The sequence below is a fragment of the Deinococcus sp. QL22 genome (assembly GCF_023370075.1).
Lineage (GTDB): Bacteria > Deinococcota > Deinococci > Deinococcales > Deinococcaceae > Deinococcus.
The window spans coordinates 255,460-280,609 of sequence record NZ_CP097149.1 but is presented as its reverse complement, the minus strand read 5'-3'; the positions used below and the strand labels follow the sequence as shown (position 1 = coordinate 280,609).

The 25,150-nt window shown below is 63.9% G+C and carries 26 protein-coding genes; 12 read left to right on the top strand and 14 right to left on the bottom strand.

The features are described from left to right. Positions 1-55: 55 nt before the first annotated feature. The 5 genes from M1R55_RS01305 to M1R55_RS01285 all read right to left on the bottom strand — a co-directional run bounded on the left by M1R55_RS01305 (position 56) and on the right by M1R55_RS01285 (position 4,177). Positions 56-766 (bottom strand): phosphoadenylyl-sulfate reductase, encoded by a 711-nt coding sequence (locus M1R55_RS01305; RefSeq protein WP_249392959.1) that lies wholly within the window; start codon positions 764-766, stop codon positions 56-58. Continuing rightward, entirely contained in the window at positions 763-1,332 is a 570-nt protein-coding gene (cysC, locus tag M1R55_RS01300) for an adenylyl-sulfate kinase (RefSeq protein ID WP_249392958.1), read from the bottom strand. The genes M1R55_RS01305 and cysC overlap by 4 nt, the downstream gene beginning before the upstream one ends. Next, a complete protein-coding gene (locus M1R55_RS01295) occupies positions 1,329-2,921 on the bottom strand; it encodes a nitrite/sulfite reductase (RefSeq protein WP_249392957.1) in 1,593 nt (530 codons plus the stop codon). Before M1R55_RS01295 ends, cysC begins: the two co-directional genes overlap by 4 nt. A 37-nt stretch (positions 2,922-2,958) precedes the next feature. Next, positions 2,959-3,444 carry a DUF4395 domain-containing protein gene (locus tag M1R55_RS01290; protein WP_249392956.1) on the bottom strand — a complete coding sequence of 162 codons (486 nt, stop codon included), beginning with the start codon at positions 3,442-3,444 and terminating at the stop codon, positions 2,959-2,961. A 205-nt stretch (positions 3,445-3,649) separates the two neighbouring features. Then, complete coding sequence (locus M1R55_RS01285) at positions 3,650-4,177, bottom strand: RrF2 family transcriptional regulator (protein ID WP_249392955.1); 528 nt, start codon at positions 4,175-4,177, stop codon at positions 3,650-3,652. Positions 4,178-4,251: 74 nt separating this feature from the next. On the opposite strand from M1R55_RS01285, the gene pyrF reads away from it, so the two are divergent. Further along, on the top strand, positions 4,252-5,106 hold the full coding sequence (pyrF, locus tag M1R55_RS01280; protein WP_249392954.1) for an orotidine-5'-phosphate decarboxylase: 855 nt from the start codon (positions 4,252-4,254) through the stop codon (positions 5,104-5,106). A gap of 11 nt (positions 5,107-5,117) precedes the next feature. Here pyrF and M1R55_RS01275 read toward each other — a convergent pair whose 3' ends face one another. The 5 genes from M1R55_RS01275 to M1R55_RS01255 form a co-directional block, all read right to left on the bottom strand. Then, on the bottom strand, positions 5,118-6,344 hold the full coding sequence (locus M1R55_RS01275; RefSeq protein ID WP_249392953.1) for a cysteine desulfurase-like protein: 1,227 nt from the start codon (positions 6,342-6,344) through the stop codon (positions 5,118-5,120). Positions 6,345-6,701: 357 nt separating this feature from the next. Continuing rightward, positions 6,702-7,919 (bottom strand): benzoate/H(+) symporter BenE family transporter, encoded by a 1,218-nt coding sequence (locus M1R55_RS01270; protein WP_249392952.1) that lies wholly within the window; start codon positions 7,917-7,919, stop codon positions 6,702-6,704. Further along, positions 7,916-8,734 carry a PhzF family phenazine biosynthesis protein gene (locus M1R55_RS01265; protein ID WP_249392951.1) on the bottom strand — a complete coding sequence of 273 codons (819 nt, stop codon included), beginning with the start codon at positions 8,732-8,734 and terminating at the stop codon, positions 7,916-7,918. The genes M1R55_RS01270 and M1R55_RS01265 overlap by 4 nt, the downstream gene beginning before the upstream one ends. Before the next feature lie 131 nt (positions 8,735-8,865). After that, the gene (gene lysS / locus M1R55_RS01260) at positions 8,866-10,059 is read right to left on the bottom strand and encodes a homocitrate synthase (RefSeq protein WP_249392950.1); all 1,194 of its coding nucleotides are present in this window, start codon (positions 10,057-10,059) and stop codon (positions 8,866-8,868) included. Between the two features lie 95 nt (positions 10,060-10,154). After that, on the bottom strand, positions 10,155-11,300 hold the full coding sequence (locus M1R55_RS01255; RefSeq protein ID WP_249392949.1) for a GTP pyrophosphokinase family protein: 1,146 nt from the start codon (positions 11,298-11,300) through the stop codon (positions 10,155-10,157). A 123-nt stretch (positions 11,301-11,423) separates the two neighbouring features. On the opposite strand from M1R55_RS01255, the gene M1R55_RS01250 reads away from it, so the two are divergent. The 6 genes from M1R55_RS01250 to M1R55_RS01225 all read left to right on the top strand — a co-directional run bounded on the left by M1R55_RS01250 (position 11,424) and on the right by M1R55_RS01225 (position 17,773). Then, positions 11,424-13,421, top strand: coding sequence for an N-acetylmuramoyl-L-alanine amidase (locus M1R55_RS01250; protein WP_249392948.1), 1,998 nt, complete (start codon positions 11,424-11,426; stop codon positions 13,419-13,421). A 245-nt stretch (positions 13,422-13,666) separates the two neighbouring features. Then, positions 13,667-14,254: a hypothetical protein gene (locus M1R55_RS01245; RefSeq protein WP_249392947.1), complete on the top strand. Its 588-nt coding sequence runs from the start codon at positions 13,667-13,669 to the stop codon at positions 14,252-14,254. Continuing rightward, positions 14,251-14,880, top strand: a complete 630-nt coding sequence (locus M1R55_RS01240) for a hypothetical protein (RefSeq protein WP_249392946.1) — start codon at positions 14,251-14,253, stop codon at positions 14,878-14,880. Before M1R55_RS01245 ends, M1R55_RS01240 begins: the two co-directional genes overlap by 4 nt. Before the next feature lies 1 nt (position 14,881). Next, a complete protein-coding gene (locus M1R55_RS01235) occupies positions 14,882-15,523 on the top strand; it encodes a hypothetical protein (RefSeq protein WP_249392945.1) in 642 nt (213 codons plus the stop codon). Continuing rightward, positions 15,508-15,897: a hypothetical protein gene (locus M1R55_RS01230; RefSeq protein WP_249392944.1), complete on the top strand. Its 390-nt coding sequence runs from the start codon at positions 15,508-15,510 to the stop codon at positions 15,895-15,897. The genes M1R55_RS01235 and M1R55_RS01230 overlap by 16 nt, the downstream gene beginning before the upstream one ends. A gap of 43 nt (positions 15,898-15,940) precedes the next feature. Continuing rightward, entirely contained in the window at positions 15,941-17,773 is a 1,833-nt protein-coding gene (locus M1R55_RS01225; RefSeq protein WP_249392943.1) for an arginine--tRNA ligase, read from the top strand. A 203-nt stretch (positions 17,774-17,976) separates the two neighbouring features. Here M1R55_RS01225 and M1R55_RS01220 read toward each other — a convergent pair whose 3' ends face one another. From M1R55_RS01220 to M1R55_RS01210, 3 genes are all read right to left on the bottom strand, one after another. Continuing rightward, positions 17,977-18,876, bottom strand: coding sequence for an alpha/beta hydrolase (locus tag M1R55_RS01220; protein ID WP_249392942.1), 900 nt, complete (start codon positions 18,874-18,876; stop codon positions 17,977-17,979). Between the two features lie 66 nt (positions 18,877-18,942). After that, a complete protein-coding gene (locus tag M1R55_RS01215) occupies positions 18,943-20,049 on the bottom strand; it encodes an acyltransferase (RefSeq protein WP_249392941.1) in 1,107 nt (368 codons plus the stop codon). A gap of 97 nt (positions 20,050-20,146) precedes the next feature. Further along, positions 20,147-21,271 carry a prephenate dehydrogenase gene (locus M1R55_RS01210; RefSeq protein WP_249392940.1) on the bottom strand — a complete coding sequence of 375 codons (1,125 nt, stop codon included), beginning with the start codon at positions 21,269-21,271 and terminating at the stop codon, positions 20,147-20,149. A 477-nt stretch (positions 21,272-21,748) separates the two neighbouring features. Between M1R55_RS01210 and M1R55_RS01205 the strand changes: the two genes are divergently transcribed. From M1R55_RS01205 to msrA, 3 genes are all read left to right on the top strand, one after another. Beyond that, on the top strand, positions 21,749-22,513 hold the full coding sequence (locus M1R55_RS01205) for a TSUP family transporter (RefSeq protein ID WP_249392939.1): 765 nt from the start codon (positions 21,749-21,751) through the stop codon (positions 22,511-22,513). A 119-nt stretch (positions 22,514-22,632) separates the two neighbouring features. Then, positions 22,633-22,818 (top strand): hypothetical protein, encoded by a 186-nt coding sequence (locus M1R55_RS01200; protein ID WP_249392938.1) that lies wholly within the window; start codon positions 22,633-22,635, stop codon positions 22,816-22,818. A 73-nt stretch (positions 22,819-22,891) separates the two neighbouring features. Further along, positions 22,892-23,461, top strand: a complete 570-nt coding sequence (gene msrA / locus M1R55_RS01195) for a peptide-methionine (S)-S-oxide reductase MsrA (RefSeq protein WP_249392937.1) — start codon at positions 22,892-22,894, stop codon at positions 23,459-23,461. A gap of 57 nt (positions 23,462-23,518) precedes the next feature. Here msrA and M1R55_RS01190 read toward each other — a convergent pair whose 3' ends face one another. Further along, on the bottom strand, positions 23,519-24,190 hold the full coding sequence (locus M1R55_RS01190) for an MOSC domain-containing protein (RefSeq protein ID WP_249392936.1): 672 nt from the start codon (positions 24,188-24,190) through the stop codon (positions 23,519-23,521). A 113-nt stretch (positions 24,191-24,303) separates the two neighbouring features. Here M1R55_RS01190 and M1R55_RS01185 point away from each other — a divergent pair, with 113 nt between their 5' ends. Together M1R55_RS01185 and M1R55_RS01180 are read left to right on the top strand one after the other, a co-directional pair. Further along, positions 24,304-24,762 carry a hypothetical protein gene (locus tag M1R55_RS01185; RefSeq protein ID WP_249392935.1) on the top strand — a complete coding sequence of 153 codons (459 nt, stop codon included), beginning with the start codon at positions 24,304-24,306 and terminating at the stop codon, positions 24,760-24,762. Beyond that, the gene (locus M1R55_RS01180) at positions 24,759-25,112 is read left to right on the top strand and encodes an RNHCP domain-containing protein (protein WP_249392934.1); all 354 of its coding nucleotides are present in this window, start codon (positions 24,759-24,761) and stop codon (positions 25,110-25,112) included. The genes M1R55_RS01185 and M1R55_RS01180 overlap by 4 nt, the downstream gene beginning before the upstream one ends. The last annotated feature ends 38 nt before the right edge of the window (positions 25,113-25,150 follow it).

Here is a 25,150-nt window from a genome sequence, read left to right as displayed (position 1 = left end):
GATTAAAAAAGTCCTGAACATCGCGTGATCGTTATGCCAGCGCAGAAATGAATCTTCACAGCTTGCCTTCACCGGCCCACAGGCCACATTCGGTCTTGCCTTTTCCGGCCCAGCGTCCGGCGCGGGCGTCCTCGCCAGGCTTCACGGCGCGGGTGCAGGGCCAGCAGCCCACACTCAGGAATCCATCGGCATACAGCGGATTCACGGGCAGGGCGTGGGCGGCGGCGTAGTCTTCCAATTGCTCCCGTGTCCAGTAGGCCAGCGGGTTGATCTTGCGGCGTGCACCTTCCTCTACAAAGGGAATATCGGCGCGGGTGCTGGCCTGATCGCGGCTGCGGGCATTCAGCAGGGCCGAGGGCGCACGCTGGCGCAAATATGCCTGCAAGGGGGCCACCTTGCGTACCGCGCAGCACGCATCCGGGTCGGCGGCGTACAGCGTGGGATCGGTCTGGCCGTCTTCGGGCGTGGCCCCCGCATTCAGCGTCACAAAAGTCATCTGAGGGTAGCGGGCCGCCAGATTGTCCCGCGTGCTCAGTGTTTCGGGGAAGTGGTAGCCGGTATCCACAAACACGACTTCGCCCGTGTAGCCCGCCCGCGCCGCCAGATCCAGCAGCACCACACCGTTCAGATTGAAGGCACTGGGCATCATCAGATCAGGATGGGTCTGGAGCGCCCAGCAAATCACGTCCAATGGGTCGGTCTGGGCATCAAAGGCAGGGGAGAAGACGGCGGTGTTCTGTGTGGGCCGTTCTTCCAGCGCCGTCATGCGGAAACGGCTTCCTGTGGATCAGGTTGGCGCAGATGAGGTTGGCTCAGTCCAGCCAGAGGCCGCAGCAGGTTCAGGCATTCCTCCACGCTCAGGCGGTCTGTTCGGAGGTGCAGATCAGGTGCAGTCGGCGCTTCGTAGGGATCAGAAACGCCCGTAAAGTGCGCGATTTCTCCGGCGATGGCTTTCAGATATAGACCCTTCACATCGCGTTCGGTCACGGTTTCCAGCGGCGCGTCCACAAAGATTTCGCTGGCGTTGGGCAGGGCGGCCAGCACCTCGCGCCGGGTATCCGCGTAGGGAGAAATGGCGCTGACCAGCACCGTCACGCCGTGCCCTGCCAGTAGGCCCGCTACGAACGCGATCCGGCGCACGTTGGTATCGCGGTCAGCCTTGGAGAAGCCGAGGCCTTTGCTGAGGTTCTCGCGCACGGCGTCACCGTCCAGCAGTTCGGTCTTCACGCCCGCTGCCAGCAGTTCGGCGTGCAGTGCAGAGGCTAGCGTGCTTTTGCCCGCGCCCGACAGCCCAGTAAACCACAGCACCCGGCCTTCGGCGGCCTGACTCACGCGAGAACCGCCTCGGCCACAGGCGCGTCAATCAGTACCGTATCGGGCAAGAAGTGGCCTTGGCCCACGCGGTCTGCGTACTCCACAAAGCTCTCTCCCGCGCCTTTATTGGCCTTAAAGTCGCTGAGTACCTTGTCGGTGTATTCAGTCAGGCGCGTAGCGGGCACGATGCCTTTCAGTTTGGCTCCCAGACGCTCGGCCTGCCCGATGCTGCCGGCCAGATGCACGTTGTAAACCTCTTCGGCCACGTCCTCGCCGCTCTCGTCCTTGCGAATGCGCTGCGCTCCCATGAAGCCCAGATCGGCCACCTGATAGCGCGTGCAGGCGTTGGAGCAGCCCGTCAGGTTGATCACGAAGGGCACGTCCAGATCGGCGTGTTTGGGCTCCAGCTCATCGATCATGCCCGCCACCCGCGCTTTGGTTTCGGTCAGCGCGAGGCGGCAAAACTGGGTGCCGGTGCAGGCAATGGTGGTGCCGCGCAGGGTGGCTTTGGGGGCCAGTTCCAGCAGGGCCAACTCGGCCACCAGCGCGTCCACATCTTCCGTCTGCACATGCGGAATCATCATGTTCTGAAAGGCCGTGGTTCGCAGCACGCCCTTGCCGTAGCGTTCCGACAGGTCAGCCAGAGCGCGGGCTTTGACGGGATTGATGCGGCCCACAGTGGTCGACAGAACCACGTAATTCAGGCCGTCACGCTGCGGGTTGACACCCAGCACATCGCTGCCGCCGAAGCGGGCCACAGGTGCGGCGGGGCCGTCTGGGAGCTTGTAGCCGAGGTATTCCGTTTCCACAATTTCACGGAACTTGTCGGGGCCGAGGTCTTTGATCAGGTACTTCAGGCGGCTCTTTTTGCGGTTCTGGCGGTACCCATGGTCGCGGTAGGCTCCCGTGATAGCACGGCCCACTTCGATGACCTGATCAGGCCGGATAAATACGCCGAGGCGCTTGGCAAGGTGCGCCACTGCACCGAGACCGCCGCCCACCCACACGTCAAATCCCACCTCGCCGTTGACTTCATGGGCCAGGAATCCGATGTCGTTGATGTGATGAATGCCTTCCAGTTCGGGCGTAGCCGTAATGCTGATCTTGAACTTGCGGGGCAGGTCTTCAAATTCTTTGTTGCCGCTCAGGCTGCCTTCCATCGCGGCAGCCAGCGGGCGAACGTCGATGCGCTCGCGGGCGTCCAGTCCGGCTAAGGGCGAGGCGATCACGGCCCGCACGGTGTCGCCGCAGGCTCCGCGCGTGTGCAGACCCACTGTTTCCAGTCGGTTCAGAATGTCGGGAATGTCCTGGATTCGCAGCCAGTGAAACTGGAAGGCCTGACGGTCGGTCACGTCCAGCAGCCCGCGCCCGTAGTCCTCGGCAATGCCCGCCACCACGCGCAGGGTCGCCGCGCTCAGCTCGGCAGTGGGCACCTTCACGCGCATCATCAGAAAGCCGTCTTCCTGCGGGCGCTGAGGATAGACCCCGGCCCACTTCAACAGGTCGATCTTCTCTGGGTCGATCTGGCCCGCCGCCGCGTACTGCGGAATCAGGTCAAAGATTTCAAAGGGGGGCAGTTCTTTTTTCAGGGTTTCGATGTCAGACATGGCAAGTTCCTTTGGGGGCAGTTTTAGACGGCTAGATTCAGCGGCTCAGGACGGCGTAGCGCAGGCGGCGGTATTGGAAGTACATCAGGCAGCCCACACAGATTTTTTGCGACAAATTCAGTGCAGCGAGGGCGATCACCATCAGGCCCAGTACGGTGCCCGGCACGGTCAGGCCCAGCAGTCCACTCAGCCCGGCGGCCAGCAAAAATACGCCGCCCACGCCCTGTGCAAAGTGATGGGCGCGGGGGTCTTCGTCCACCACATCCGGCTTCAGGCCCAGCGCTGACCCCAACATTCGGTAGGCGGCCCGCAGCGGCGAGAGGTCGGGGCGCATCGCACCCAGCAACATGGCCGCGCCCAGCGCCAGCAGCAGCATAAAGCCCAGGCCAGAAAACGCGCCCAGCACGAGGCCCAGTAGCGTCACGCCCACCACAGTCCACTGGTTGAACCGCAGCGTCGAAAGGTCGGTGCGGGCGGCCACCTTTGGGGCAGGAGAGCTTGGGGAAGAAGGCAAAACCGTCATGCCCATAGCATAGAGTATTAGATGACAAGAATGATCAACTTGTCTGCTTTTTGCTTGGGGGCAGTGGGGGTGGTCTGAGGGTTAGGGGTCGAAGGGTTTAAGAAGAGCAGGAACGAAAGTCTATTGAGAACCTCTGACACGTCCGTAACACCTTTGACATCTCACAAGATTTAGAACACCGCACCCTTAAACCCACATGCCCCGCTCAGGCGTTCGGCTTCAGCAGGTGGCCGAGGCAGTGGCCGTAGCTCACGCCCTGCCGTGCATCTACCACCAGATCTTGCACGCTGAACTCTTGCAGCACGGCCAGCATGGCGTCACGCATACGGGTATAGATGGTGTTGCGGGCGTGGCACCGCTCCTGCTCCACGCATTCCTCGTGCCAGTTCAGGCTGATACAGCTCAGCGGGGCCACCGGACCGTCTATGGCCCGCACCACTTCGCACAGAGAAATAAGCTGAGGCTTGCGGGCCAGCGCGTAACCGCCGCCGATGCCTTTTTTACTTTTGACCACGCCCTTGGCGGTCAGCGCGGCCAGAATTCGTACCAGATACGGGCGGTGAATCCCGGTGGCCTCGCTGATCTCGTCGCTGGAAATCCAGCGTGAAGGCTGGCCAACCGTTTGGCCTGTGGGCTGGCCCGGTTGGGGCGCGGCGCCCACAGGCGCTCCGTGTTGAAGTCCCAAATAGCCCAGCGCCTGAAAAGCGTAAACGTCGGTGGCCGAAAGCCGCATAGCCGCCAGTGTAGCGCGGCCATCCACCGCTCAAGCTTTTGCCGCCTCCAACTGCCGTGTTAGCCTGCTTCCCAATGCCCCAGACCGCGCTTCCTGCTCCGATGCTGCCTTCCTTTGCCGCTGCCGTCACCGAGCGCACGCTGACCCACCAGACGCGGCTGTGTGTCGGCCTCGACCCCCGCGCCGACGCTTACCGGGACACGGCGCATCTGCGGCTGCACACGCTGGATGTGATGGAGGCCACCGCCCCGTTTGCCGCCTGCGTGAAGCCCCAGCTGGCCTTCTTCGAGGCACTAGGCCTGCCCGGTTTTACCCTGCTGGAAGAAGTGTGTGCGCTGGCCCGCACGCTGGGATTGCCCGTGATTCTGGACGGCAAACGCGGCGACATCGGCAGCACCGCCGAGGCCTACGCCCGTGCGTGGCTGGGCGGCCCCCACGCCGGAGACGCCCTGACCGTGAACGCGTTTCTGGGCTTTGCCACCCTGACCCCGTTTGTAGAGGCGGCGCAGGCCAACGGCGGCGGCATTTTTGTGCTCGTCAAGACCAGCAACCCCGACCAGGCCGACGTGCAGGGCAGCGGCGTCAGTGAGCGGGTGGCCGTAGAGGTGGCCCGCCTGAACACTGAAGAAGTGGGAGCCGAGGCCGAAGCGGGAACATATGCCAGCGTCGGCGCGGTGGTCGGGGCCACCCACGCCCGCGACCTTGCCACCTTCCGCGCCCTGATGCCGCACGCCCTGCTCCTGCTGCCCGGACTGGGTGCACAGGGAGCCGCCGCCGCCGACCTCGCGCCCGCCTTTCATGCGGGGGGAACGGGCGCACTCGCCAGCGCCAGCCGGGGTGTGCAGTACGCGGCTGGGCTGGATGTGGCGGCGAGTGTGGCGGCGGCCAAACGGTTTAGAGATGAACTGAACGCGGCAGTGGAACTCTAGCGCCACCTTCTCTAGCGCAACCCAGCCAGCAGCCGTTCCACATCCTCCTCAGTCGTGTAATGGGCAATGCTGGCCCGCACCACGCCCTCCGGATACACGCCCAAATCCTGCAAGGGCTGCACGGCGTAAAAGTGACCCGCGCCCACATCTACGCCGCGTGCACTGAGGGCTTCGGCAGTCTGAGCAGGCGTTTGGCCCGCCACGCGGAAGGCCACCGTTCCGACCCGGTTCTCCATGTTTTGTGGGCCGTACACTGTAACGCCGGGGGTGTGAAGCAACCCTTCCAGTAGCCGCGTCAGCACAGGCCGCTCCAACTCGCCAATGCGGTGTGAGGCGGCCAGCAATGCAGCGCGGGTCAGCTGCTGATTCTCAACGTTCTGGCCCCCGCCCAATTCGCGCAGATAATCCAGTGTGCCCAGCCAGCCCGCCAGCAGCTCGAAGGGTGGCGTGCCGTATTCCAGGCCGGTAATATCGCCGTCTGGCACAAAGCTGAGCTTGGGCCACGGCAACTGCCCGCGCAGTTCTGGCCGAATCCAGAGTGCCCCCAAATGCGGCCCCCAGACCTTGTAGGGGCTAAACGAGATGAAATCTGCGCCCCAGGTCTGCACATCGGGGAAGGCGTGTGGGGCAGCGTGAACGGCGTCTACCACCGTCCAGGCACCAGCTTCGCGGGCCAAAGCTGAGACTTCGGGAATGTTCACGGTCACGCCCAGCACGTTGCTGGCAGCGGTCACGGCCACGAGGCGGGTACGGGGCGTCAGCAGGGCGCGGAGGTCATCGAGATGCAGTTGCATGGTGGGTTGGCGGGCGTGCCATACATGCACCGTGACGCCTACGCGTTCCAGTTCGCGCCACGGGCTGGCGTTGGCCTCATGCTCCAGCCCACTCAGAATCACCTCGTCGCCCGGCCCCCATAGCCGTGCAAACGCCGCCGCCAAGCGGAAATTCAGGGCGGTAGAACTTGGCCCCAGCGCCACGTCGTGTGCTTCAGCATTTAAAAAGAGGGCTGTGGCCGCCCGCGCCCGCGTTTTCAGGTCGAGGACAGCCTGTCCCGGCGCGTGACTGGGCATGGCGTTGGTGGCCCCAAACTGCGTCAGGTGCGCCGTTATCGCCTCTATACTGCGCCGGGGAAGCAGGCCGCCCGCCGCGTTGTCGAGGTAGGCTCGCCCGTGCAGCAGCGGCGGAAATTGGTTGCGGAGGGCGTGCAGCGCAAACGGCAGGGTATCCGGGGAAGGCATGGGGAGAGGATACGGCGTTGTGGAGGGGGAAGGGCAACCCTTGTCGCTCAGTCATAGAAACTGAAAATTAGTTCCGAACAGGTGGAGAGTTTGTCGCTGGGTGGCCCCCTCACCCCTTGCTCTGCAAGGCCCTCTCCCACAAGGGCGAGGGGAAAAGCTACATGTACCTCTATAGGAGGCGTTCTTATACGGAATTAAAAGAGTCCCGAGTGTGTGTTGTTACTCTTTCCACCTGTGGGACTCGCCGAGCTGCAGAGCAGAGAGGGGGGCTGTAAGACAACGGGATGGGAGGGGGCCACCCAGTAACCATTCCCGCCCCAACATCTCAGACCCTAGACGCTTAGACCTCCCCCAACCTCAACTGACTTTTTCCCGCCGCCCCCCCAGCCACAGCACCGCGCCCCCTACCAACAGGCCCCACACCGGACTGCCCACGCCCCACACGGTTACGCCGCTGGCCGTAATCGCCAGGGTCAGAAACGCGGCTTCCCGCTCCTGCCCTGCGCCCAGTGCGGCCACCAGACTGCTGAGCGCGGTTCCCACCAACGCCAGCCCTGCCAGCGCCGACACCACCGCCACCGGAATAGCCGCCACCGCGCCCACCAGCCAGCCCGCGAACACGCCCAGCAGCAGATAAAAGAATGCCGCGCTGATGCTGGCAGGCCAGCGCCGCGCCGGGTCGGGGTGGGCTTCTTCTCCGGCAGAAATGGCGGCGGTGATGGCGGCCAGATTGGTGGAGTGCCCGCCAAACGGAGCCGCCAGCAGGCTGCCAATCCCCGACGCTGTAATCAGAGGACTGACCGGAACCCGCCCGAAGCCGCAGGCCCGCAACACCGCCAGCCCCGGCAACTGCTGAGAAGCGAGAGTGAGAATGGTCATGGGCAGCGCCAAACTCAGTGCGGCCCGGACGCTAAACGCCGGAGTCGTCCAGACCAGCGTGCCAAAAATAGAGGCCCCAGCCGGGTTCAGTTCGCCCACCATGCCCGCTGCCACCGACAATCCTGCGCCTACCACCAGCGCCGCCGGAACCGCCCAACGCGCAAAGTAAATCCGGCCCAGCACGAACACGGCCAGCATGCCGCCCACTGGCAGGGGCGCAAGCGGCAAGGCCCGGAATGCACCCAGCACGAAGGGCAGCAGCACGCCCGCCAACAGTGCGTTTGCCAGAGCAGGCGGCAGCCGCGACGTGACCCGCTCGAACGCGCCCGTTACGCCCAGCACCAACATCACGGCGGCGCTCAGCACATATGCGCCCAGCACTTCGGGATAAGTGAGGCTGCTGCTGGCCGCAACGGAGGCCACCAGCGCCAGCCCCGGCGTACTCCACGCCATGCTGATGGGGGCCCGCGTGTGCCATGTCAGCGCCGCGCCCGAAATGCTGATGGCAAGGTAGCAGGCCAAAACCCAACTGGCCGTCTGGCTGGCCGTCAGCCCAAAGTCCCGCGCCGCGCCCACCAGCAGGCCGATGCTGCTGGCGGCTCCCACCAACACCACCACAAACCCTGCGATGCCTGCGCCCGCCGACCAGTCGCGCCGAAAGCTGTTGAGGGTGGCGGGCCGTGTGAGCCTGGTCAAGCGGAAGCCAGTTCGGTCAATTCTGCTTTGCCACCCACCCAGACGCCGCCTGCGCCCGCCCCAGTGGGCACGAACTGAGCCGTGAGGCGGGCAAATTGCCCCGGTTGCCGCTGCGCCCCACGAATGGTTTCCGCCCCTGCGGGCACTTGCCCCCGCGCCGCCAGCACTCCGGTCAGGCAGGCGAACATATTGGAACTCGCGGCGTCCTCGCTAAAGCCTTTCAGCGGCCCAAACGCCCGGAAACTCACGTCTTCACGGCCTTCGGCGGCCAGCGTGTAAAGAATCAGTCCGGTGGTATCGGTGGCCCTGTTCAGGTCTGAAATGGCAGCGTTGTCGGGAGTAAAGGCGTCCAACGTTGCCAGATCCGGCACCTGCACGACCAGATTGGCGCGGCCCGCTGAGGCTGTCCAGGCCGTACCCGAAAGGCCAATGGGGGAGAGGTCGGCCTCCAGTTGTGCCGCCGTCACGTCGCCCTGAAGCAGCAGCCATTCGCCGCCGCAGAGTTGCGCCCCCACGCTCTTGCCGCCCATCTGCACTTCGGTCACATCGGCAATCTGGCCCGCCGAGAACAGGTGCGCCAACGCTGCTACCGCTGCCGAATCGCTCTCACCTTTTTCGCGGGTGGGGGTAAAAATGCGGAGGCTCACACCCGAAAAATCTGCTGCCTCGATGAAGGCGCTGAGTGGCGCATCAGCCTGACCAGCGAGGGTTTGAAGGTCGCCCTGAGCATGAGTAAACACAGCCACCGTTTTTCCGACAGGCAGGAAGACGCGGTAGGAATGGGCGGTTCTGGAATTGGGATCGTCGGCGCTCACGGGTTAAAGGGTAGCGTGCGGCGGGCCGGGGACAGCAGCCACCTTCTAGCCGACAGCGATGGTCGCCTAGCCTAACTTCCGTCGAATGGCTCAATTCGGCTGACGATTCCGGGCGAACTCCCCAACTCAACCTACGCGCTCACCCATTCCCGCAACACCTGTTCCAAGTGCGCGTCATCCAACTCATTATGTTCGGCCAACGCCTTGATGTGGTCGGTCACGCGGCGCAGGGCGTCCTCGCCGTAGTGCAGGCCCAGTTCGCGGGCGCGGTGGCCGATGGCGTGCTTGCCCGTGACCTTACTCGCGGCCTGAATGCGGCGGCCAACGCCGAACACCCCCGGCGGAATCGCCTCGTATGCGCCGGGATTCAGGTAGATGGCCTTCAGGTGCATTCCGGCCTTGTGGTTGTAGGCAAATTCTCCGGTCAGGTAGTTGTTCCACGGAATCGGCAGATCCACCATGCGGGCAATCATGCGGTCAAGTTCGGGCAAGAGTTCCAGATTGTATTTTTCGGTGAGGCCCTGCGGATCGAAGGTGAACATTCGGGCTAAAAAGCCCCCCAGCGGCGTAATGCCGTTGCGTTCTCCTATGCCCAAAATCGTCGTGTCGATATGCGTCGCGCCTGCTTCTACCGCTTCATAGGCGTTGCTGATCGCGCAGCCCGTGTCGTTGTGGCCGTGAAACTCGATGCCGCAGCCCTCGTGAATGACCTTGCGAACCTCGCGCACCAGCGTATACACCTGCCGGGGCGTGGCAACACCGACCGTATCGGCTAAGCCCACTCTGTGCACGCCCAGCTTGGACACGGCTGCATACACCGCCATCAAATCGGCCTCCTCGCTGCGGAAGGTGTCCTCGGCACTGAAGCGGATTTGCAGGTCTGGGCGGTTGGTTTTAATCCATCCGATCACTTCCTGCGCCGCCTCGATAATCTGGCCGATGTTCTTGCCGTGACTGAATTCACGCAGGAAACTGCTGGTGCCGAACAGGAGATCCAGGCCGTCTACGCCCGTGTCTACCGCCCGCTGCACGTCGTCCATATGGCAGCGCACATGGGTCAGAATTTTGGCGTTCAGTCCCAATTCGGTCAGCTTGCGAATGTCGGCCTGCGTCTGCTTGCTCACCATCGGCGTGGTCACTTCTATGAATTCCACCCCGAAGGCGTCCAGAGCGCGGGCGATCTCTATCTTGTCGTCGGTTTTAAAGTTGCCCCGTGCAAATTGCTCGCCTTCCCGCAGGGTGGAATCGATGATGGCCCACGAATGCGCGGGAATCAGCGGCGTGTATGGGGCGTCGGCGTCGGGAGAAAGAATGTCATTGGTCATGGGTATCTCTGGGCTGGATTCTGACCGCCAGGTTAATGAATGTCAAGTTTATTGAGCACATTGCTTTCAATCGAAAGGTATGCGGGCCTGCTCTATTACCGAATCTCGGTGACCTGCGTCCGTTCCGCTGCCGTCAGTCCGGTCACTTCCTGATACACCTCGCGCACCGCACGCACCATCTCGGATTCGTTGCCCGCGCCGCTCAGGTCAAGCAGCGTCACCACTTCGCTGGGTTCCAGGCTGGCGTTGCTGCACGCCCGCAGCAGCGCGTAATGCACCACGCTGGTGCCGGGGCGAGCGCCGCCCGCCGGAGTCCAGGCCTGCCGCAGCCGGGGCATCAGCGCCGCCGCAAAGCGTCTGATGTCGCCCTCGTTGCGCTTCAGTTCCTTGTGCAGCAGGCCCACCGAGCGCACCCCGACGTAATGCAGCAGGCTCGCCAAGCGCTGCGGGCGTTCGGGGTCAGACCAATGAGACAGCAGGCGCACGCCTAATTCCTTAGCCACCGCCGTATCCAGATCCCGCACGGGTGGCAGGGTCAGCAGGTGGGTCATGCTCTGGGCATCAATAAACACGTCGTCTGGGGCGGCGGCCACCCGTTCGGGCAAAGTGGCGGCGTAGTCGCGGGTCATGCGGTGCAGGGCCATGAATTCTTCGTCGGCCATCTCCAGCAGGCCCGCCAGTCGGTAAAAGCGTCGGCGCACCTCACGTGGCACAGCCTCGCGGTTCTTGTAGCCCAGGTCGTGCTCTATTTCGGCCCAAGCGTGCTGCAAAATAGACCTGATCTGCACCTCGAATCTGGCCCCGCCTAAGCGTCCACCCAGCCGCCCGCTTACGTCCAGTCCGTCCCCCTGCAACCCGCCTTCCGGCACGCGCACCACGTAATGCACGCCCATATAGCCAAATCTGTCGGGGTCATGCATCTTCGATTTGTCTATCGAGTGGTTCCAGTCCACCTCATGATGCTTTTCGATCAGGCGCGACACCACGCCCACATCCGACTCGAAATAGGTGATGACGCGCACGGCCACGAGGTCGGTCACGTCGTCCAGCGAGTCGTAACGGCCCGCCTTGCGCCGCAACTTGTCCTCCAAACTGCCCGCCCGCTTAACCCGCCCAGTGATGTGGTGGATGTTCAGGCCCGCCGCCGTCAGCAGGCGCGTGGTGTGGGCCACCGCCGCGTCCCTGAGTGCCTCATAGTCCGGCAATGCCTCCCGGTAAGCCCGCAGCAGATCGTCATTCATGAGTAGGCTCATGATAGGGCGGCCCAGAGAAAGAAGAAAAAGATTTGTAAAGTTTTCTACATCCTTCGGTTGTTCTTTCTAGCGCACATCCGGCCCATTCCCCGCCGTGCTAAACCCTGCCCTATGCCGTTGCTGTCCCGTTTCGCTCTGCTCGCCGCCCTGCTTGCCGTTCCGCTCGCCTCTTCTGCCCGCGCCGCACCAGACGTGTTCGTGGCCTATCCGCCCGAAGGTCACCGCGTGGCGTTTGACCATGTGATTTTGGAAGGCAGCGTAGCGCCGGGAGCCAGCCTGAAGGTCAGCGGACAGACGGTAAATGTGGGGCCAGATGGACTGTTTATGCTGTGGTGGCCGCTGCGGGTGGGCACCAACGATCTGCGGCTGGTGGCCTCGTCGGGTGGGCAGACGGGCAGCCGTACCCTGAGGGTCATCCGCGCCGTGCCCCGCGCCCTGCCTGCCACGCCCACCACCATTGACCGCGAAAGCGTGACGCCCCGCACCGACCTGGAATTCTGGGACGCCGCCGCCGATTCTCCCGCCGAACGCAGTATCCGGGTTAGTTTCCGGGGATCGCCGGGGGGCCGGGCCACCTTCCGGCTGGCGGGGGGCGCGGTGCAGGCCATGCAGGAAGGGCCAGCGGGCCAGTATTCGGCCACCTACACGCTGGCCGCCGCTGCCCGCGTGCAGAATGCCGCCTTTACCGTGTCCCTCATGGGCCGCGACGGGCGCACCACCGCTGCCGCTGCCCCCGGACGCCTGACCACCACGGCGGCTGGCCCACGGACCGCCACCCAGCGCCCCGGAACGGTGCGTGGCTTGGGCCTCAACGACGCCACCAACCTTCTGACCACCCTCAGCGGCGATCCTTTCCTCTACCCGCGCAATGGCATGACGTTTGCGGCGGTGGGGCGGCAAGGCGACGATCTACGTGTGCGGCTGGCCCCCGGCGTGTCGGCGTTGGTCACGGCGGCTCAGGTAACCCTGACGCCCGGTGCGCCGCGTGTGGGAACGGCAGGAACCATATCGCTCGACGGTCTGCCCGCTGTTCCACCCGCCCTGCCAGAAGTCTTGCCCATGCCGACTGCTCCCGTACCCGTCACCCCGCCCGAATTGCCCACGCCGGAGCCTGCGCCCACTCCCGCTGACCCAGCCACGCCCGCGTCCACTCTGCCCGAACTGGCCCCGCAACCGATGCGCCCCAAACAGGTCAACCCTCAACCCGGAGCACTGTCCCCAGTCCTGCCCACCCCAACCGACGATTTGCGCGTGCGGGTGCCGCTGGGTGGCCTGCGCGTGCCCTTTACGCTGGAACAAACCGACGGTGGGCGTAGGTTGACGCTCACGCTGTACAGCCTATCCGCGCCGCCTGCCGTCAACACTGTCCCTGCCGACCCACTCCTCTCGCGCCTCACGGTTGCGCCCGCTGGCCTGGGTGTGTCGCGCCTGACGCTGGACTTGACGGCGGCTCAGGCGTGGGGCTTTAGCGCCAATTACGACGGCCCCGACTTGCTGCTGACGGTGCGCCGCCCGCCTGTTTTGAATCCGTCTCAACCGCTGGCAGGCCGTGTCATTACACTGGACGCGGGGCATGGCGGCACGCAGTGGGGCGGGGCGGGTAGCCTGCGCGTGCCCGAGAAAGACTTGGTGCTGCCCATTACCTTGCGGGCCGCCGAACTTTTGCGGGCGCAGGGGGCCACCGTCAACCTGACCCGCACGGCAGACGTGACGCTGGGCCTGTACGAACGCGGAGAGGCCGCCGAAGCCGCCCGCAGCGATCTGCTGGTGTCTGTCCACGCCAACGCCCTGCCCGATGGACGCGACCCACGCGGCATCCGGGGGCCGGAAATCTACTTTACGCACCCGCAGGCGGCGGGCGTCTCGGCCCAGATTCTGGCCTCCCTGCGCCGCACCTTGCCCGACCTCGGCCCCGGCGCAGGCCTGAAACCCGGCGCAAACTTGGCCCTGACCCGTCCCAGTACCCAGATCAGCCTGCTGGTGGAATTGGGTTACCTCACCGATCCCGGCAACCTGCGAATCCTGATTGACAGGGGCGGCCAGGAGCGGTTGGCGCAGGCGATTGCGGGGGGAATCGCGGCGTTTTATGGGGCACAGGGGAAGCCTTGAGTGGTGGCAAGAAGGGCGTCTAAGGGAGTAAGAAAAGGCCGGAATCAAGTCCAAAGCCGTTAGCCCTCGCCCCTCGTGGGACTCGTAGAGCTACGCAGTAGAGAGGGGCGCTGCATCGGCAGCGGGGTGAGGGGGTGGGCGCCAGCGATTGCCTGCCTTGAGCCCTCGACCTTTAGACTCTTAGACACCGCACTCTTAGACCGACGTGTCAGCCACCCGTCACACTTCCGCCGTACCCTAAGGCTATGACTCTGCGTCCCGCCTTGCTTGCTGCCGTCCTGCTCTGGCCTGCTTGGATGGGGGCGCAGGCCGCCGCGCTGCCTGAATTGCCGCCCACAGAGAACTGGCAGCCTATTTTTGTGGAACCAGCCCCCATTCCAGTGGGGAGTTCGGTGGGCATGCCGTCTCCTCCGGTGGTTGTTCCAATCGGACTGACCGCCACGCTGACTGCGCCGCGTAATGTGGTGGGCCGCGTACCGCTGAGCCTTAGCGTTGCCAATGCTGGTGCTGCTGCCCTGCGACTTGGTGCAGCCCGCGACAACGATCAGAACTGCGCCCTTGCGCCGCTGGTGCGGGTTTTGCGGGTGGGCACGCGGGAAGTGGTGTATCCGGTGGCCGGAGAACCCAGATTGTGTGCCCAAGATTTCCGTACTGACACGGCAGGCAAGGGCGAGGCTGTGACCTACACCCGTGATCTGGACTTGCCGCCCGGTGAACACATGATCGAGGGCTGGTTCGCAGGTTCGGTCAACGGTGCATCTGCCAACGCGGTATCAGCCAATGCTGTGCCTATCAAACTCTCGGCCCAACCGGTGCGGGTGACGGTGCGGTGAAACGGCTTACAGGAAAGCGACTGGCGCTGCTGCTGCTGCCTGCCCTACTGAGCGGGTGTGCCGTGCTTGGCAGTCTGCGGGGGCCGACGCCTGTTGCCCCTGCGCCTGTTGTTGCGCCTGCCCCAGAGCCGATAGCCGCGCCTGCGCCGCGCGCTGCCTCTGCTCCGGTTGAACTCCCGCCCGCTGCATCCACTCCCACACCCTCCAAACCGCTGCTGGAAGTGCCTGCTCCACTGCCTGCCACCCCCGGCCTGATCGCCGTTGCCAGCGCCTCTGCCGATGTGAAGGGCGTGACGGTCATTCTGGGCATTCGCAATACATCCAGCCGCCCGATCAGCTTCCGCTACACACCGCAGGTGAACTGGGGTTCGTGCGAGTTACCGCCGCTGGTGGCTGTTATTCGAGCTGATGGCAAGGCGGTTTCTGCCCCGAGCATGGGCGGGCGCATCGGCTGTACCGAAATCCTGCTGACGCGCACGCTGGCCCCCGGCGATACGCTGACGCTGAAGCGCATGCTGCCGCCCCTGACGCTGGGAACCTACCGCTTGACCGCGTGGCTGGACGCCGAATCTGCCGGAATGCCGCTGCGGGTACAGGCGGAACCGGTGGCGCTGGTGGTGCGCTGAGATGTGGCGACAAGTCGGTCTGATCTGTGCGCTGGCCTGTGCGGGTGCAGCCGCAGCCAGCCCCAACACTCCACTCAGCTTGACCCTTGAACCGCTGCCCAATCCGTCGTATACCGCGCAGCGCCGGGTGCAAACGCTGACGCTGTGGCTCAAAAACTCTAGCGCCGCGCCCATTTCGTTGGTGTGCCGCAGCGTGGGTGCGCCTCTTCTTAAAGGAGGACGGGGCCAAGGCGAGAGGCTGGGGCAACTGACGCCGCAGGGCCAAGCGCCCGTGTGCAGGCGGCCCGGAGAGGTCATCATTCTGGCCGCTGGAGCGCGGTACAGCTACACCAAAACTCTGGGCGTGTTGCCCGCCGGACAGTTCGTGTACCGCAGCGGTTGGAATGTCAGTGCTTCTCCCGGCAGCGGCTGGCTTCAGGGAAATAGCGCAGTGATCGTCGTCGTCGCAGGCACGCATCCCATTCCCACCCCTCGCCGCGAAGCGTATTTGGCGGCCCTGAAAGCCAGTGGCGCACAGGCCGACGCGGTGGGCTACGGCGGCCCACGCCTGATCTTTCACTGCGCGATGACTTGTCTCACCGTGTCTTCGTGCAAGAACTGGAGCGGCGTGGGTTGGACGTTGGCAAGGTGGACATTGACGTAGCGCTGCCTGTGCGATTTGACGCCCTCTCGACATGGCCTCACCGCACCAGCCTGACAGCCCAAGCCACGCCGCAAGGCTGGACATTCACCCTGAGCCTGACCAACCGGGCCACTGTGCCCCTAGCACAGGGCTACAGCGCGTGCGAACCCATCACTATAGAGCGCATTCCAGACGGTGTGCGGGTGTGGCAAACGGGAAATCTCCCGTGCATAGCAATATTGCTTGGCTTAGAACTCAAGCCCAATGAAACCCACACGCAAACTGCCCGCTGGGACGGCAAAGACAGCACCGGGCGGCGCGTGGCGGCAGGTCAGTACCGCGTCAAGATGGCGCTGAACGGGTTTATCGGAGAAACGCTGATCGTGGTGAAATAACCTGCCCGCCGCGTTGCCCTCTGCGCTGATAAACTCCCATGTTATGGATCTCAAGGCTCAACTCAAACTCGCCGTAGAAGCGGCTGCCGCGCAGCTCGGCGCACCAGACACCGACGCGGCCATTCAGGAAACGCCCCCCAGCAAGGCGGGCGACTACGGCACGCCCGCCGCCTTTCTTATTGCCAAAGCCCTCGGCGGCAACCCCGCGCAGATCGCCGCGCAACTGACCGCCGCCGTGCAGCTTCCCGCCGGAATTCAGAAGGTGGAAGCGGCGGGGCCGTTCCTGAATTTCTTTGTGAATCGGGGCGAATTCGTGCGGAATGTGGTGGAAAATCCGGCGCAAATAGAGGCGCGGGTGGGCAAAGTGGTCATCGAACACACCAGCGTCAACCCGAACAAGGAACTGCACGTGGGCCACCTCCGAAACGTGGTGCTGGGCGACTCCATGGCCCGCATTTTCCGGGCGGCGGGCCACACGGTAGAAGTTCAGAATTACATCGACGACACCGGGCGGCAGGCCGCGGAATCCATCTTTGCGGTCAACCACTACGGCCTGACCTGGGACGGCGTGCAGAAGTATGACCGCTGGCTGGGCGAGGGCTACGTGCGCCTGAATGCCGACCCACAAAAGGCTGCGCTGGAACCGGGCATTGCTGAAATCATGCACAAGCTGGAAGCCGGAGAACTGCGCGAAGAAGTGGAAAAAGTCGTTCACGCCCACCTGCATACCTGCTTTCGCCTCGGTGCACGCTATGACCTGCTCAACTGGGAATCCGACGTGGTAGGCAGCGGTTTTCTGACCGAAGCCATGAACATCCTGAAAAACAGCCCGTACACCTCGCGCCCGACGGAGGGCAAGTATGTGGGCGCGTTTGTGATGGACGTATCGGAATTTATGCCGGGGCTGGAAGAACCCAATGTGGTGCTGATCCGTACCGATGGAACCGCCATGTACGCCGCCAAAGACATCGGCTACCAGTTCTGGAAATTTGGTCTGTTTGAAGGCATGAAATTTAAGCCGTTTACCACCGACCCTGAAGGCCACACGGTCTGGACGAGCGCCCCTGATGGTCAGCCCGACGTGGAGCGCCGCTTTGGGCATGCGCAGGAAGTCATTAACGTGATCGACTCGCGTCAGGATCACCCGCAAACGGTGGTTCGCAGCAGCCTCGGCGTGGCAGGCGAACACGAGAAAAAAGAGCGCAGTATTCACCTCAGCTATGCATTTGTGACGCTGGAGGGCCAAACCATCAGCGGGCGCAAGGGCATTGCCGTGAGTGCCGACGACGCGATGGACGAGGCCGAAAAGCGGGCGCTGGCTGTGCTGAACGAAGTTAATCCTACGCTGGCCGCCCGCGATGACGCCGCCGAAATTGCCCGCCGTATCGGCATCGGCGCAATCCGCTTTGCCATGCTGAAGGCCGAACCCACCCGTCAGATCGATTTCCGCTGGGATCAGGCGTTGGCCCTCAACGGCGATACCGCGCCGTACGTGCAGTACGCCGCTGTGCGTGCCGCCAGCATTCTCCGCAAGGGGCAGGAAGCTGGACATGATGTGAGCGGGACTGGGGCCGACTGGGACGCACTTCTCGATGTAGACCTGACCCTCGCCAAAATTGTTGCCAAATTGCCCGAAGTGGTGGCCCAATCGGTGCGCGTGCATTCGCCGCATGTGGTGGCTGCCTATGCCCTCGATCTGGCGACTTCATTCAATGCGTGGTTCAATGCCAAAGACAAGGCCGGAAAACCCGTGACCAACGTGCTGCAAAGCCCCGAAGGTCTGCGCGAGGCGCGGTTTGCTCTGGTGGCAAGGTTGCGCCGCGCCTTTGAAGAAACGCTAGATTTGATCGGAATAGAGGTTCCCAGCGCGATGTAAGCGCAAACTCCACGTCGCCTGAAACTATTGACGCACCGCCCAAGGTTTCAAGCTCTAGAGCAGTTCTCCGAATTACGTGATCAGAGAAAAGACTTCTGATCACTCCATTCTCCGTCCTGCACGGTAAAATTCACTCGCCCCGCTCGGTCATTATTATGACAAATGCTCTAGGCGGTGCGTCCTAAATTTTTATTCTGCTGTTGCTACCGCCTAGCCCCGCCCCGTGCCAGTTCCCGTGCTTCCAGTCGCCCGTAAAATCCAGCCAGTTGGCGGGCCAGCGCGGGCGAAAAGCGGTTGCCGCCCAGGTGTGGCCCATTCAGAATGACCCAGTCGCTGACGCCAGCCTCGGCTTTGCTGTACAGCACGTCTGCGTTGGCCTTCATAGACACCACGCCGTCATCGGGGCTGGCGGCCACGAACAGGGGCAGGGGCGCGTGGTTCATCAGTTGGGCCATTGGATTGAGCGACGGATCGGGTGGGGCCGTGCCGAGGCCGTAAGCATCAGCTATTTCGGCTCGGCGGGACAGGGAGCCGCCCCACGCGGCCCGCAAGTCGGCCCAGCCGTCTATCAGGGCCACGCCACTGACTGCATATGGACTGCCCGGAAGCGCCGAACGCAGCGCCAGCAGGCCGCCCATGCTCAGGCCCAGCGCGTAGGTGCGGCCACTCCACTCAAACTGTGTTACGGCGTCGGTGTGCAGTCCGGCCACCTGATCCAGCGCGGCGGGGCTGCCCCATGTGTTTTCGCCACCATCATCGCTGAGCAGCACGGCAAAAGAGGCGTCCAGCAGGGCTTGAACCAAGACATTGACCTGAGGGCTGTTGTGCACCCGCTCGGCGTTTTGGCCGCGTGGGTGGGCCACCACGACCAGCGCACATTTCTGCATCCGGCAAGCATTGGGAATCCGCAGGAACGATGGCCCGCTCAGGCGGTTCAGGGTGATGGTTTCGGCGGGCACGGGGGCAGGATTGGGCGTTGTAGCAGGGGTCTGAATGGGCGCAGGCGTAGGCAGGGCTGGGACGTTTTGGGGCGTAGCGGCCCGCGCATGGGGCAGGAGCGCAGCGGCCAGCAACGAAAAAGAAAGTGTCAGAAGAGAGCGCATAGAACGGGGCGTATCCTAGCGCGGCGGGAATGACGGCATCCTGACTCAGATCCTCTCTGAAAGATGTTAACGGCCAAACAAGAACGTGCCCACCCGCGTCCCCAGCAGCAAGCGCCCCAGCAGCGCAGGCAGCGCCAGCGCAATCAGCGCGTACAGCAGGGTGGTCAGCAGCAGACCTATAGGCCGCCCATCCGGGAAACCGCGCCGCTCTAGCAATTGCAAAATAGCGGGGTGAATCAGGTAAATTTGCAGGCTGACCGTGCCAATCGTTGCCACGCCGCGCCGCAGCCAGTCGGGGCCGCGCTCCAGGCGGTAGGCCAGCCCCAGCAGGCTCAGGGCCACCAGCGCGGTGTATGTCCAACTGAGGCCGCTGTAGACCACCGGAGTCACGGGCGTGCCGCCAGCGTAGGCAAGGGCTATAGGCAAGTACAGCGCGTACACCGCCACCAGCAGGGGCAGCAGCACCAGCCGCCGCCTGCGCCACCATGCCTGAAATTCTTCTAACCGCGAGCCTACCGCCACCCCCAGCACAATGGGCAGGGCGTACCACAGCACTGTACTGGCCGGAAAAGGCAGCCGCAACACTTCGCGGTTCAGCAGATACAGGCCCAACTGCACCGCCAGCCCGATCAGTAGGGCCGCCGTGATGCTAGGTTTGCGGCGGGCCAGCGGCAGCAGGAAAGGCAGCACCACGTAGACTTCCAGCGCCACCAGCAAAAAATACAGGTGAAAACTGGCCTTGCCGTACAGCAGCCAGTCGCGCCAGCGGGCCGGATCGGTGAGGGTATCGGGCGTGCGCTGGCCTGTCCACACGTACCAGCCGATATACAGAGCACTCCACAGCAGGTACGGCCAAGCCCCCCGCGTCAGCCGCCGCCAGAAATACCGCCCCGGATCAAAGCGCTTCAGCAGGCTGCGGGTCAGTACCACCGCCGACAGGAAGACAAAGGCGGGCACGGCAAAATGCAGGGTACGGTTCAGGATCAATAACAGTTCGTAGGTCGTCGATCCGGCTTCGGTTTGCCGCAGGGCCATGCCGCTGGCGTGGTGCGCCACCACCTCCAGAATCGTGAGGCCCCGGAAGGTATCGATGGGGGTCAGGCGGGCCGGAGTGCGGACGGCGGGGCCGCTGTTGGGCGGCGAAGAGGAGAGGGGTGGGGGAAGCGCCGTCATTGAGTAATTTACTGTAACTGGAAAAGCGGGCACACCACTTGGGGCTGTCCATCATGAGAAAAAGGCAAACCCGGCGAACAGAAATCCAGCGCTGGCTTTAGCTCCGCCCGCGTACTTCAAATCCCGCCTCACGCAAAATCTGACTGGCGTGGGCCACATCTTCCAGCGTCTCCAGCCCCAGCCGCATCGCGCCGCCTTCTTCGCGGATCGCCAGCACCTCTATATCTTTGATGTTCACGCCCGCCGCGCCGAGTGCCTGGGTGACCGCGCCGATCTGGTTGGGCTTGTCGGGCACGGCCACCACCAGATCGTGCTTGGGCGGCAGCAGGCTGCGGCGCACCACGGGCAGGCTGTCGCGGGTGCGCTTGCCTTCGGTGGCGGCGGCCAGGAGTTCTTCAGGTTCGTCCAAATCGGCTTCCAGGCGCTCCAGCTGACGCCGGAAACGGGCCAACGCTTCCCGCAGCGCCACCTTGTTTTCCACGACCATGTCGCGGCTCATGCGCGGGTCGCCGCTCGCCACGCGGGTCAGGTCACGGAAGCCTCCGGCGGCCAGCAGGCTCAGGCGTTCATCCCGCGCCACCATGTGTGTGAGGGCGAGGCTGGCGAGGTACGGCAAGTGGCTGACGGTTGCCACCAATGCGTCGTGTGCGTCGGGCGGCATGACCACCGGGGCCGCGCCCAGATGTTCCACCAGCATCCGGGCGCGGCTCAGCGCCGTCAGGGGCGTGTGGTCGGTGGGCGTCAGTACCCACACGGCGTTTTCCAGCAGGGCCGCCCGCGCATGGGTCACGCCGCCGCGCTCGCTGCCCGCCATCGGGTGTCCGGGCACAAAGTTCCGCACGCCCAGTGCTTCCATCTCGGCAGCGATTCCGGCCTTGACGCTGCCCACATCGGTGACCAGTGCTGCCGGGTTCAGGTACGGCGCAAGGTCACGGGCCAGCGGGGTCAGCGCCCGCATCGGCGCGGCCAGCACCACCAGGTCAGCGCCGCGTAGCCATTCGCCCGGCATGGCCCGCACCTCGTCCACCACGCCTAATGCTTCGGCTTCCCGCAACACGTCCGGGTTGGCGTCGTAGCCGATGACCCGCCTTGCCAGAAAGCGCTGCCGCAGTCCCAGTGCCACGCTGCCGCCGATCAACCCGACGCCTGCAACCACAGCTGTATCAAACAGTGGGGGCGGCAGGGTGGCAGGGTCGGCGGACAAGTCGGCGGGCGTGGTCATGGGGGCGAGGCTAGCAGGAATGGGGGAGAGGGGGTTGGGGGTTGTCGGGACGTGTGGCGGGTTTGTGGGTGATGTAGGGTGGATTATTGGTCGGACGGCGTTCTGGGGTTGCTCCCACGTTTTCCCCCACCCCAGCCCTCGCCCCCACAGGGGTCAGGGGAGTTGTCGTTGCACTGGGCAGGGTTAATCTTGTCGCGTTCAAGCTCTGTTTGTTCGTTCACCTGAAGTGGAATTGCCAGTCGTCTTGAGAATGGAATTGCCCCGCCGGCTACGCGGACGACGGCCCCACACGCACTCGGGCGGGGACGGTGTGGAGTGGCGATGTAGTGGGTGTTCGCTCCTCACCCTTGAGGGGGGAGGCTGGGAGGGGGTGAGTGAGCAACGCGATTGCCTTCCCGCCCTTCCTCAGACCCTCGACCCTTAGACGCCTTCACCGCCCACCCACCGCCTCCACCCATTTCCCCTATCCTGCCCCCCGTGCCCGAACTGTTTACTCCCGGCCCCGAAGTCCTGTTGTATGGCCTGCCCCTCGCCTTCCTCGCGGGTTTTATTGACGCTGTGGCGGGCGGCGGCGGCACCATCACGCTGCCCACCCTCTTTTTTATGGGCCTCAGTCCGGCGCAGGCGGTGGCTACCAATAAACTTCTCGCAATTTTCGGTTCGGGCAGCGCCACGGTGCAGTACTGGCGCAAGGGGCACGTAGACCGGGCGCTGGTGCTGCGTCTCATTCCGCTGGCCCTGATCGGGAGTGGGTTGGGCGCATTTCTGGTGCGCTTCGTTGATCCCAACACCTTCCGCACGCTCGTCGGCGTGGTTATTTTGGCCGTTGGGGCGCTGGTGTTGGTCAACAAACGTTTTGGCCTGGAAGACCGCTATCCGGGCCTCACCACCCGCACGCTGGCCCTCACTCTGCCCGGTGCGCTGATCATCGGCCTGTACGACGGCTTCCTCGGCCCCGGTACAGGCACCTTCCTGATGTTCCTGTTCGCTCTCGTCGGCTTCAATCTGGTGCGGGCCAGCGGCAACGCCCGCACCATCAACTTTGCCACGAACCTCGGCGCGTTCCTGTTTTTCCTGATCGGCGGCCACATGGTCTGGTGGATCGGCCTGCCGATGGGCGTAGCCAACGCCGCTGGAGCTTTTCTGGGCGCACGTATGGCCATGCTCCGGGGCAGCGCCTTCGTGAAATGGATGTATGGCGGAATCGTGCTGCTGGTAGCGGCAAGATTGCTGTTCAGCTGAGGGCGATTACTGATAAGAGCGTCAGCGATTGCCCTTCTTAGACCCTCAGATCCTAGACCCTTAGACAGTCTCTAATCCCGCCTGACCCACCCCACACCCATTCCGCGCACACTGTAGCCATGACCAACCCAGAGCAGCCCACGCCCGACGCCCCCGCACCGCAGATCACCATCCGGCATCCGGCCCCCGACGCGCCAATGCCCACCGAGCAGGGCGAACATCCCTACCATGAAGTCTCGTTTGGCAATGCATTGGAGCAGGCCGACCCCACCGAAGCGCCCCTGCCCGCCGATGATGAGGTGTAGGGGATGACAAGACCCAAGCCCAACCGTGCCTTCCCGCGCCTTCATCTTGGCCTGTGCGCGGCAGAATGGGGGCATGACTCAGCCTGAGCTTGTCCCTAACTTGGCCCCCAACTTGCAGCAAGCCATCCTCGCGGGCGGCTGCTTCTGGTGTACCGAAGCCGTGATGACCGACATTCGCGGCGTGCAAAAAGTAGAAAGCGGCTATATCGGTGGTCACACGCCCCAGCCCGATTACGACAGCGTGTGCAGCGGCACCACCGGGCACGCCGAGGCCATCCGCGTCACCTTCGACCCGGCGCAGGTCAGCTTCCGCGACTTGCTGGGGCTGTTTTTTGCCACCCACGATCCCACCACGCTGAACCGTCAGGGCGGCGACGCGGGCACACAATACCGCAGCGCCGTGTTTCCGCTGAACACCCAGCAGGAGCAGGACATCCGCGAAGTCGTTGCCGACTTGACCGCACAGGCTGTCTTTGACCGCCCCATCGTGACCAGCATCGAACCCGCAACGACCTTCCATGTGGCCGAGGCCTACCATCAGGACTACTACGCCAACAATGCGCGCCAGCCCTACTGCATGGCCGTCATTGCGCCCAAAGTTGCCAAGCTCCGCAAGTATTACGGAGACAAACTGCGGGCGTGAGTTGGACGCTGCGGACAGCGGTTTCTTCCCCTTAAGCGGAGCAATAGGGGGTACGAGTTACGCCCGAACTTCTCCCAGCCACTCTTCAATATCCGTCCGCAGTCGTTCGGCCAGCGGGTACTGTAGGTAGCGCCGCATCTCATCCGGGTCACGCGACTGGCTAAACCATAGGTCAAAAGTGTTCACGATGCTGGGGGCACCGTCTGGGGCGGCCTCGCGGCGCACGGGGTCGCCCTGCCCCACGTCGCCTTCCTGAATCACGCGGGCATAAAAACCGGGGCGGCGCACCCGCGCAAAGCGCTTGACGAAGCCCAGATCGTTCATGCGGGCGGCCAGTACCATGCAGGGAATCCGGGCGGCGCTGGCCTCCAGCACAGTGCTGCCCACCCAGAAGCGTTCGCCCACCCGCACGTCTGCCGATTCCAGTCCAGCCATCAACAGGTTCTCGCCAAAGGTGCCGGGTTCCAGCGAGTCACCCAACTCCTCGGCCCAGTGGTCGTAGTCTTCCTGCGTATACACGTACACCGCCTGTCCGGGGCCGCCGTGGTGTTTGGTGTCCATCACGTGATCGCCTTCCAGTCCCAGTTGTCCTACACGTACCCGGCCCGCTGCGGCCTGCTTATGAATCCCCGTGATTTCGGTGCGCGGGGTGGCGGTGTTCGGGCCGATGGTAAGCGCTGTAGGCTGGCCGATATTCACGCTGAGAATCTGCAGGGCGGGTGCAGGCATGGCCTAGCGTAACGGAGGAATGTGCTGCCGCTGAGCTTGCGCCCTAGCCTGGCGCCACCGCACCCGTAATCCCCACTCCGGTTTGTCCACGCTGCCTGTGGTGAAATAGAGCCGTGAGTCAGACCCGCCGCCCCACTCCATCTTCCTCCCTGCCGACGCTGGCCGAGCGCGGACGTGTGCCGACGCTGGCGGTGCTGCTGTGCATCTTCATGCTGACGGTCACGCCGTTTCTGGGTGGGCTGATTCAGGGCCAAACCGCAAATCTGGCCCGCAATATTCTGTACGCCTGCGCGACGGCGGTGCTGTTGGGGCAGGTCTGGCGCGGCAGCGTATGGGCATGGAGAATCACGCTCAGCCTGTGCATGGCGGCGGGGTTGTTGGTGTTTATTGTGGGCATGTTGGCGGGCAGCGTCAATTGGCAGGGCTGGGTCATCAGCATCGCCGGAATTGCGTTTTTGCTGCTGGGCACGGCATTGGTTGCCACGCCCACTATTCGCGCCTTTTTGGATTCCCGCTGGTTGTCTCGCACGTCGGCAGGCAGGCAGGCGGCCAAGGAAGCAGGCCGCCCATGAGTCAGCCCAGCGAGACCGGTACGCGCCGATTTACCGTGCAGGGCACCAATAACCCGTTCGTGTGCGGCCATTGCGGGCAAGAAGTCCAGCCCCTGAAAAACGGCAGCGTGCGCAACCACTGCCCCCATTGCCTGCACAGCAAACACGTGGACATCCTGCCCGGAGACCGCGCCAGCACCTGTCATGGCCTGATGGCCCCGGTGGGCGTGCAGCAGAGCGGCAAAAAAGGCTGGGTCATCGTGCACGAGTGCCAGAAATGCGGCTTCATGGGCCGCAACCGCGCCGCGCTGGACGATCCCAAACAGCCCGACGACTGGGAAACCTTGATCGCAATTAGCAGCAAGCGCTAGCAGTCGGCAAAGTAACAATCAGCGCTCCTGTTGTGTTG

What these genes read in the sequence shown, in the direction of transcription:
- lysS (WP_249392950.1), bottom strand. Translation starts at nt 10,059, where the DNA reads ATGACCAATGACATTCTTTCTCCCGACGCCGACGCCCCATACACGCCG.
- M1R55_RS01220 (WP_249392942.1), bottom strand. Translation starts at nt 18,876, where the DNA reads ATGCGCTCTCTTCTGACACTTTCTTTTTCGTTGCTGGCCGCTGCGCTC.
- M1R55_RS01215 (WP_249392941.1), bottom strand. Translation starts at nt 20,049, where the DNA reads ATGACGGCGCTTCCCCCACCCCTCTCCTCTTCGCCGCCCAACAGCGGC.
- M1R55_RS01190 (WP_249392936.1), bottom strand. Translation starts at nt 24,190, where the DNA reads ATGCCTGCACCCGCCCTGCAGATTCTCAGCGTGAATATCGGCCAGCCT.
- M1R55_RS01225 (WP_249392943.1), top strand. Translation starts at nt 15,941, where the DNA reads ATGGATCTCAAGGCTCAACTCAAACTCGCCGTAGAAGCGGCTGCCGCG.
- M1R55_RS01245 (WP_249392947.1), top strand. Translation starts at nt 13,667, where the DNA reads ATGACTCTGCGTCCCGCCTTGCTTGCTGCCGTCCTGCTCTGGCCTGCT.
- M1R55_RS01285 (WP_249392955.1), bottom strand. Translation starts at nt 4,177, where the DNA reads ATGCGGCTTTCGGCCACCGACGTTTACGCTTTTCAGGCGCTGGGCTAT.
- msrA (WP_249392937.1), top strand. Translation starts at nt 22,892, where the DNA reads ATGACTCAGCCTGAGCTTGTCCCTAACTTGGCCCCCAACTTGCAGCAA.
- pyrF (WP_249392954.1), top strand. Translation starts at nt 4,252, where the DNA reads ATGCCCCAGACCGCGCTTCCTGCTCCGATGCTGCCTTCCTTTGCCGCT.
- M1R55_RS01275 (WP_249392953.1), bottom strand. Translation starts at nt 6,344, where the DNA reads ATGCCTTCCCCGGATACCCTGCCGTTTGCGCTGCACGCCCTCCGCAAC.
- M1R55_RS01180 (WP_249392934.1), top strand. Translation starts at nt 24,759, where the DNA reads ATGAGTCAGCCCAGCGAGACCGGTACGCGCCGATTTACCGTGCAGGGC.
- M1R55_RS01305 (WP_249392959.1), bottom strand. Translation starts at nt 766, where the DNA reads ATGACGGCGCTGGAAGAACGGCCCACACAGAACACCGCCGTCTTCTCC.
- M1R55_RS01290 (WP_249392956.1), bottom strand. Translation starts at nt 3,444, where the DNA reads ATGACGGTTTTGCCTTCTTCCCCAAGCTCTCCTGCCCCAAAGGTGGCC.
- M1R55_RS01200 (WP_249392938.1), top strand. Translation starts at nt 22,633, where the DNA reads ATGACCAACCCAGAGCAGCCCACGCCCGACGCCCCCGCACCGCAGATC.
- M1R55_RS01250 (WP_249392948.1), top strand. Translation starts at nt 11,424, where the DNA reads ATGCCGTTGCTGTCCCGTTTCGCTCTGCTCGCCGCCCTGCTTGCCGTT.
- M1R55_RS01295 (WP_249392957.1), bottom strand. Translation starts at nt 2,921, where the DNA reads ATGTCTGACATCGAAACCCTGAAAAAAGAACTGCCCCCCTTTGAAATC.
- M1R55_RS01235 (WP_249392945.1), top strand. Translation starts at nt 14,882, where the DNA reads ATGTGGCGACAAGTCGGTCTGATCTGTGCGCTGGCCTGTGCGGGTGCA.
- M1R55_RS01255 (WP_249392949.1), bottom strand. Translation starts at nt 11,300, where the DNA reads ATGAATGACGATCTGCTGCGGGCTTACCGGGAGGCATTGCCGGACTAT.
- M1R55_RS01210 (WP_249392940.1), bottom strand. Translation starts at nt 21,271, where the DNA reads ATGACCACGCCCGCCGACTTGTCCGCCGACCCTGCCACCCTGCCGCCC.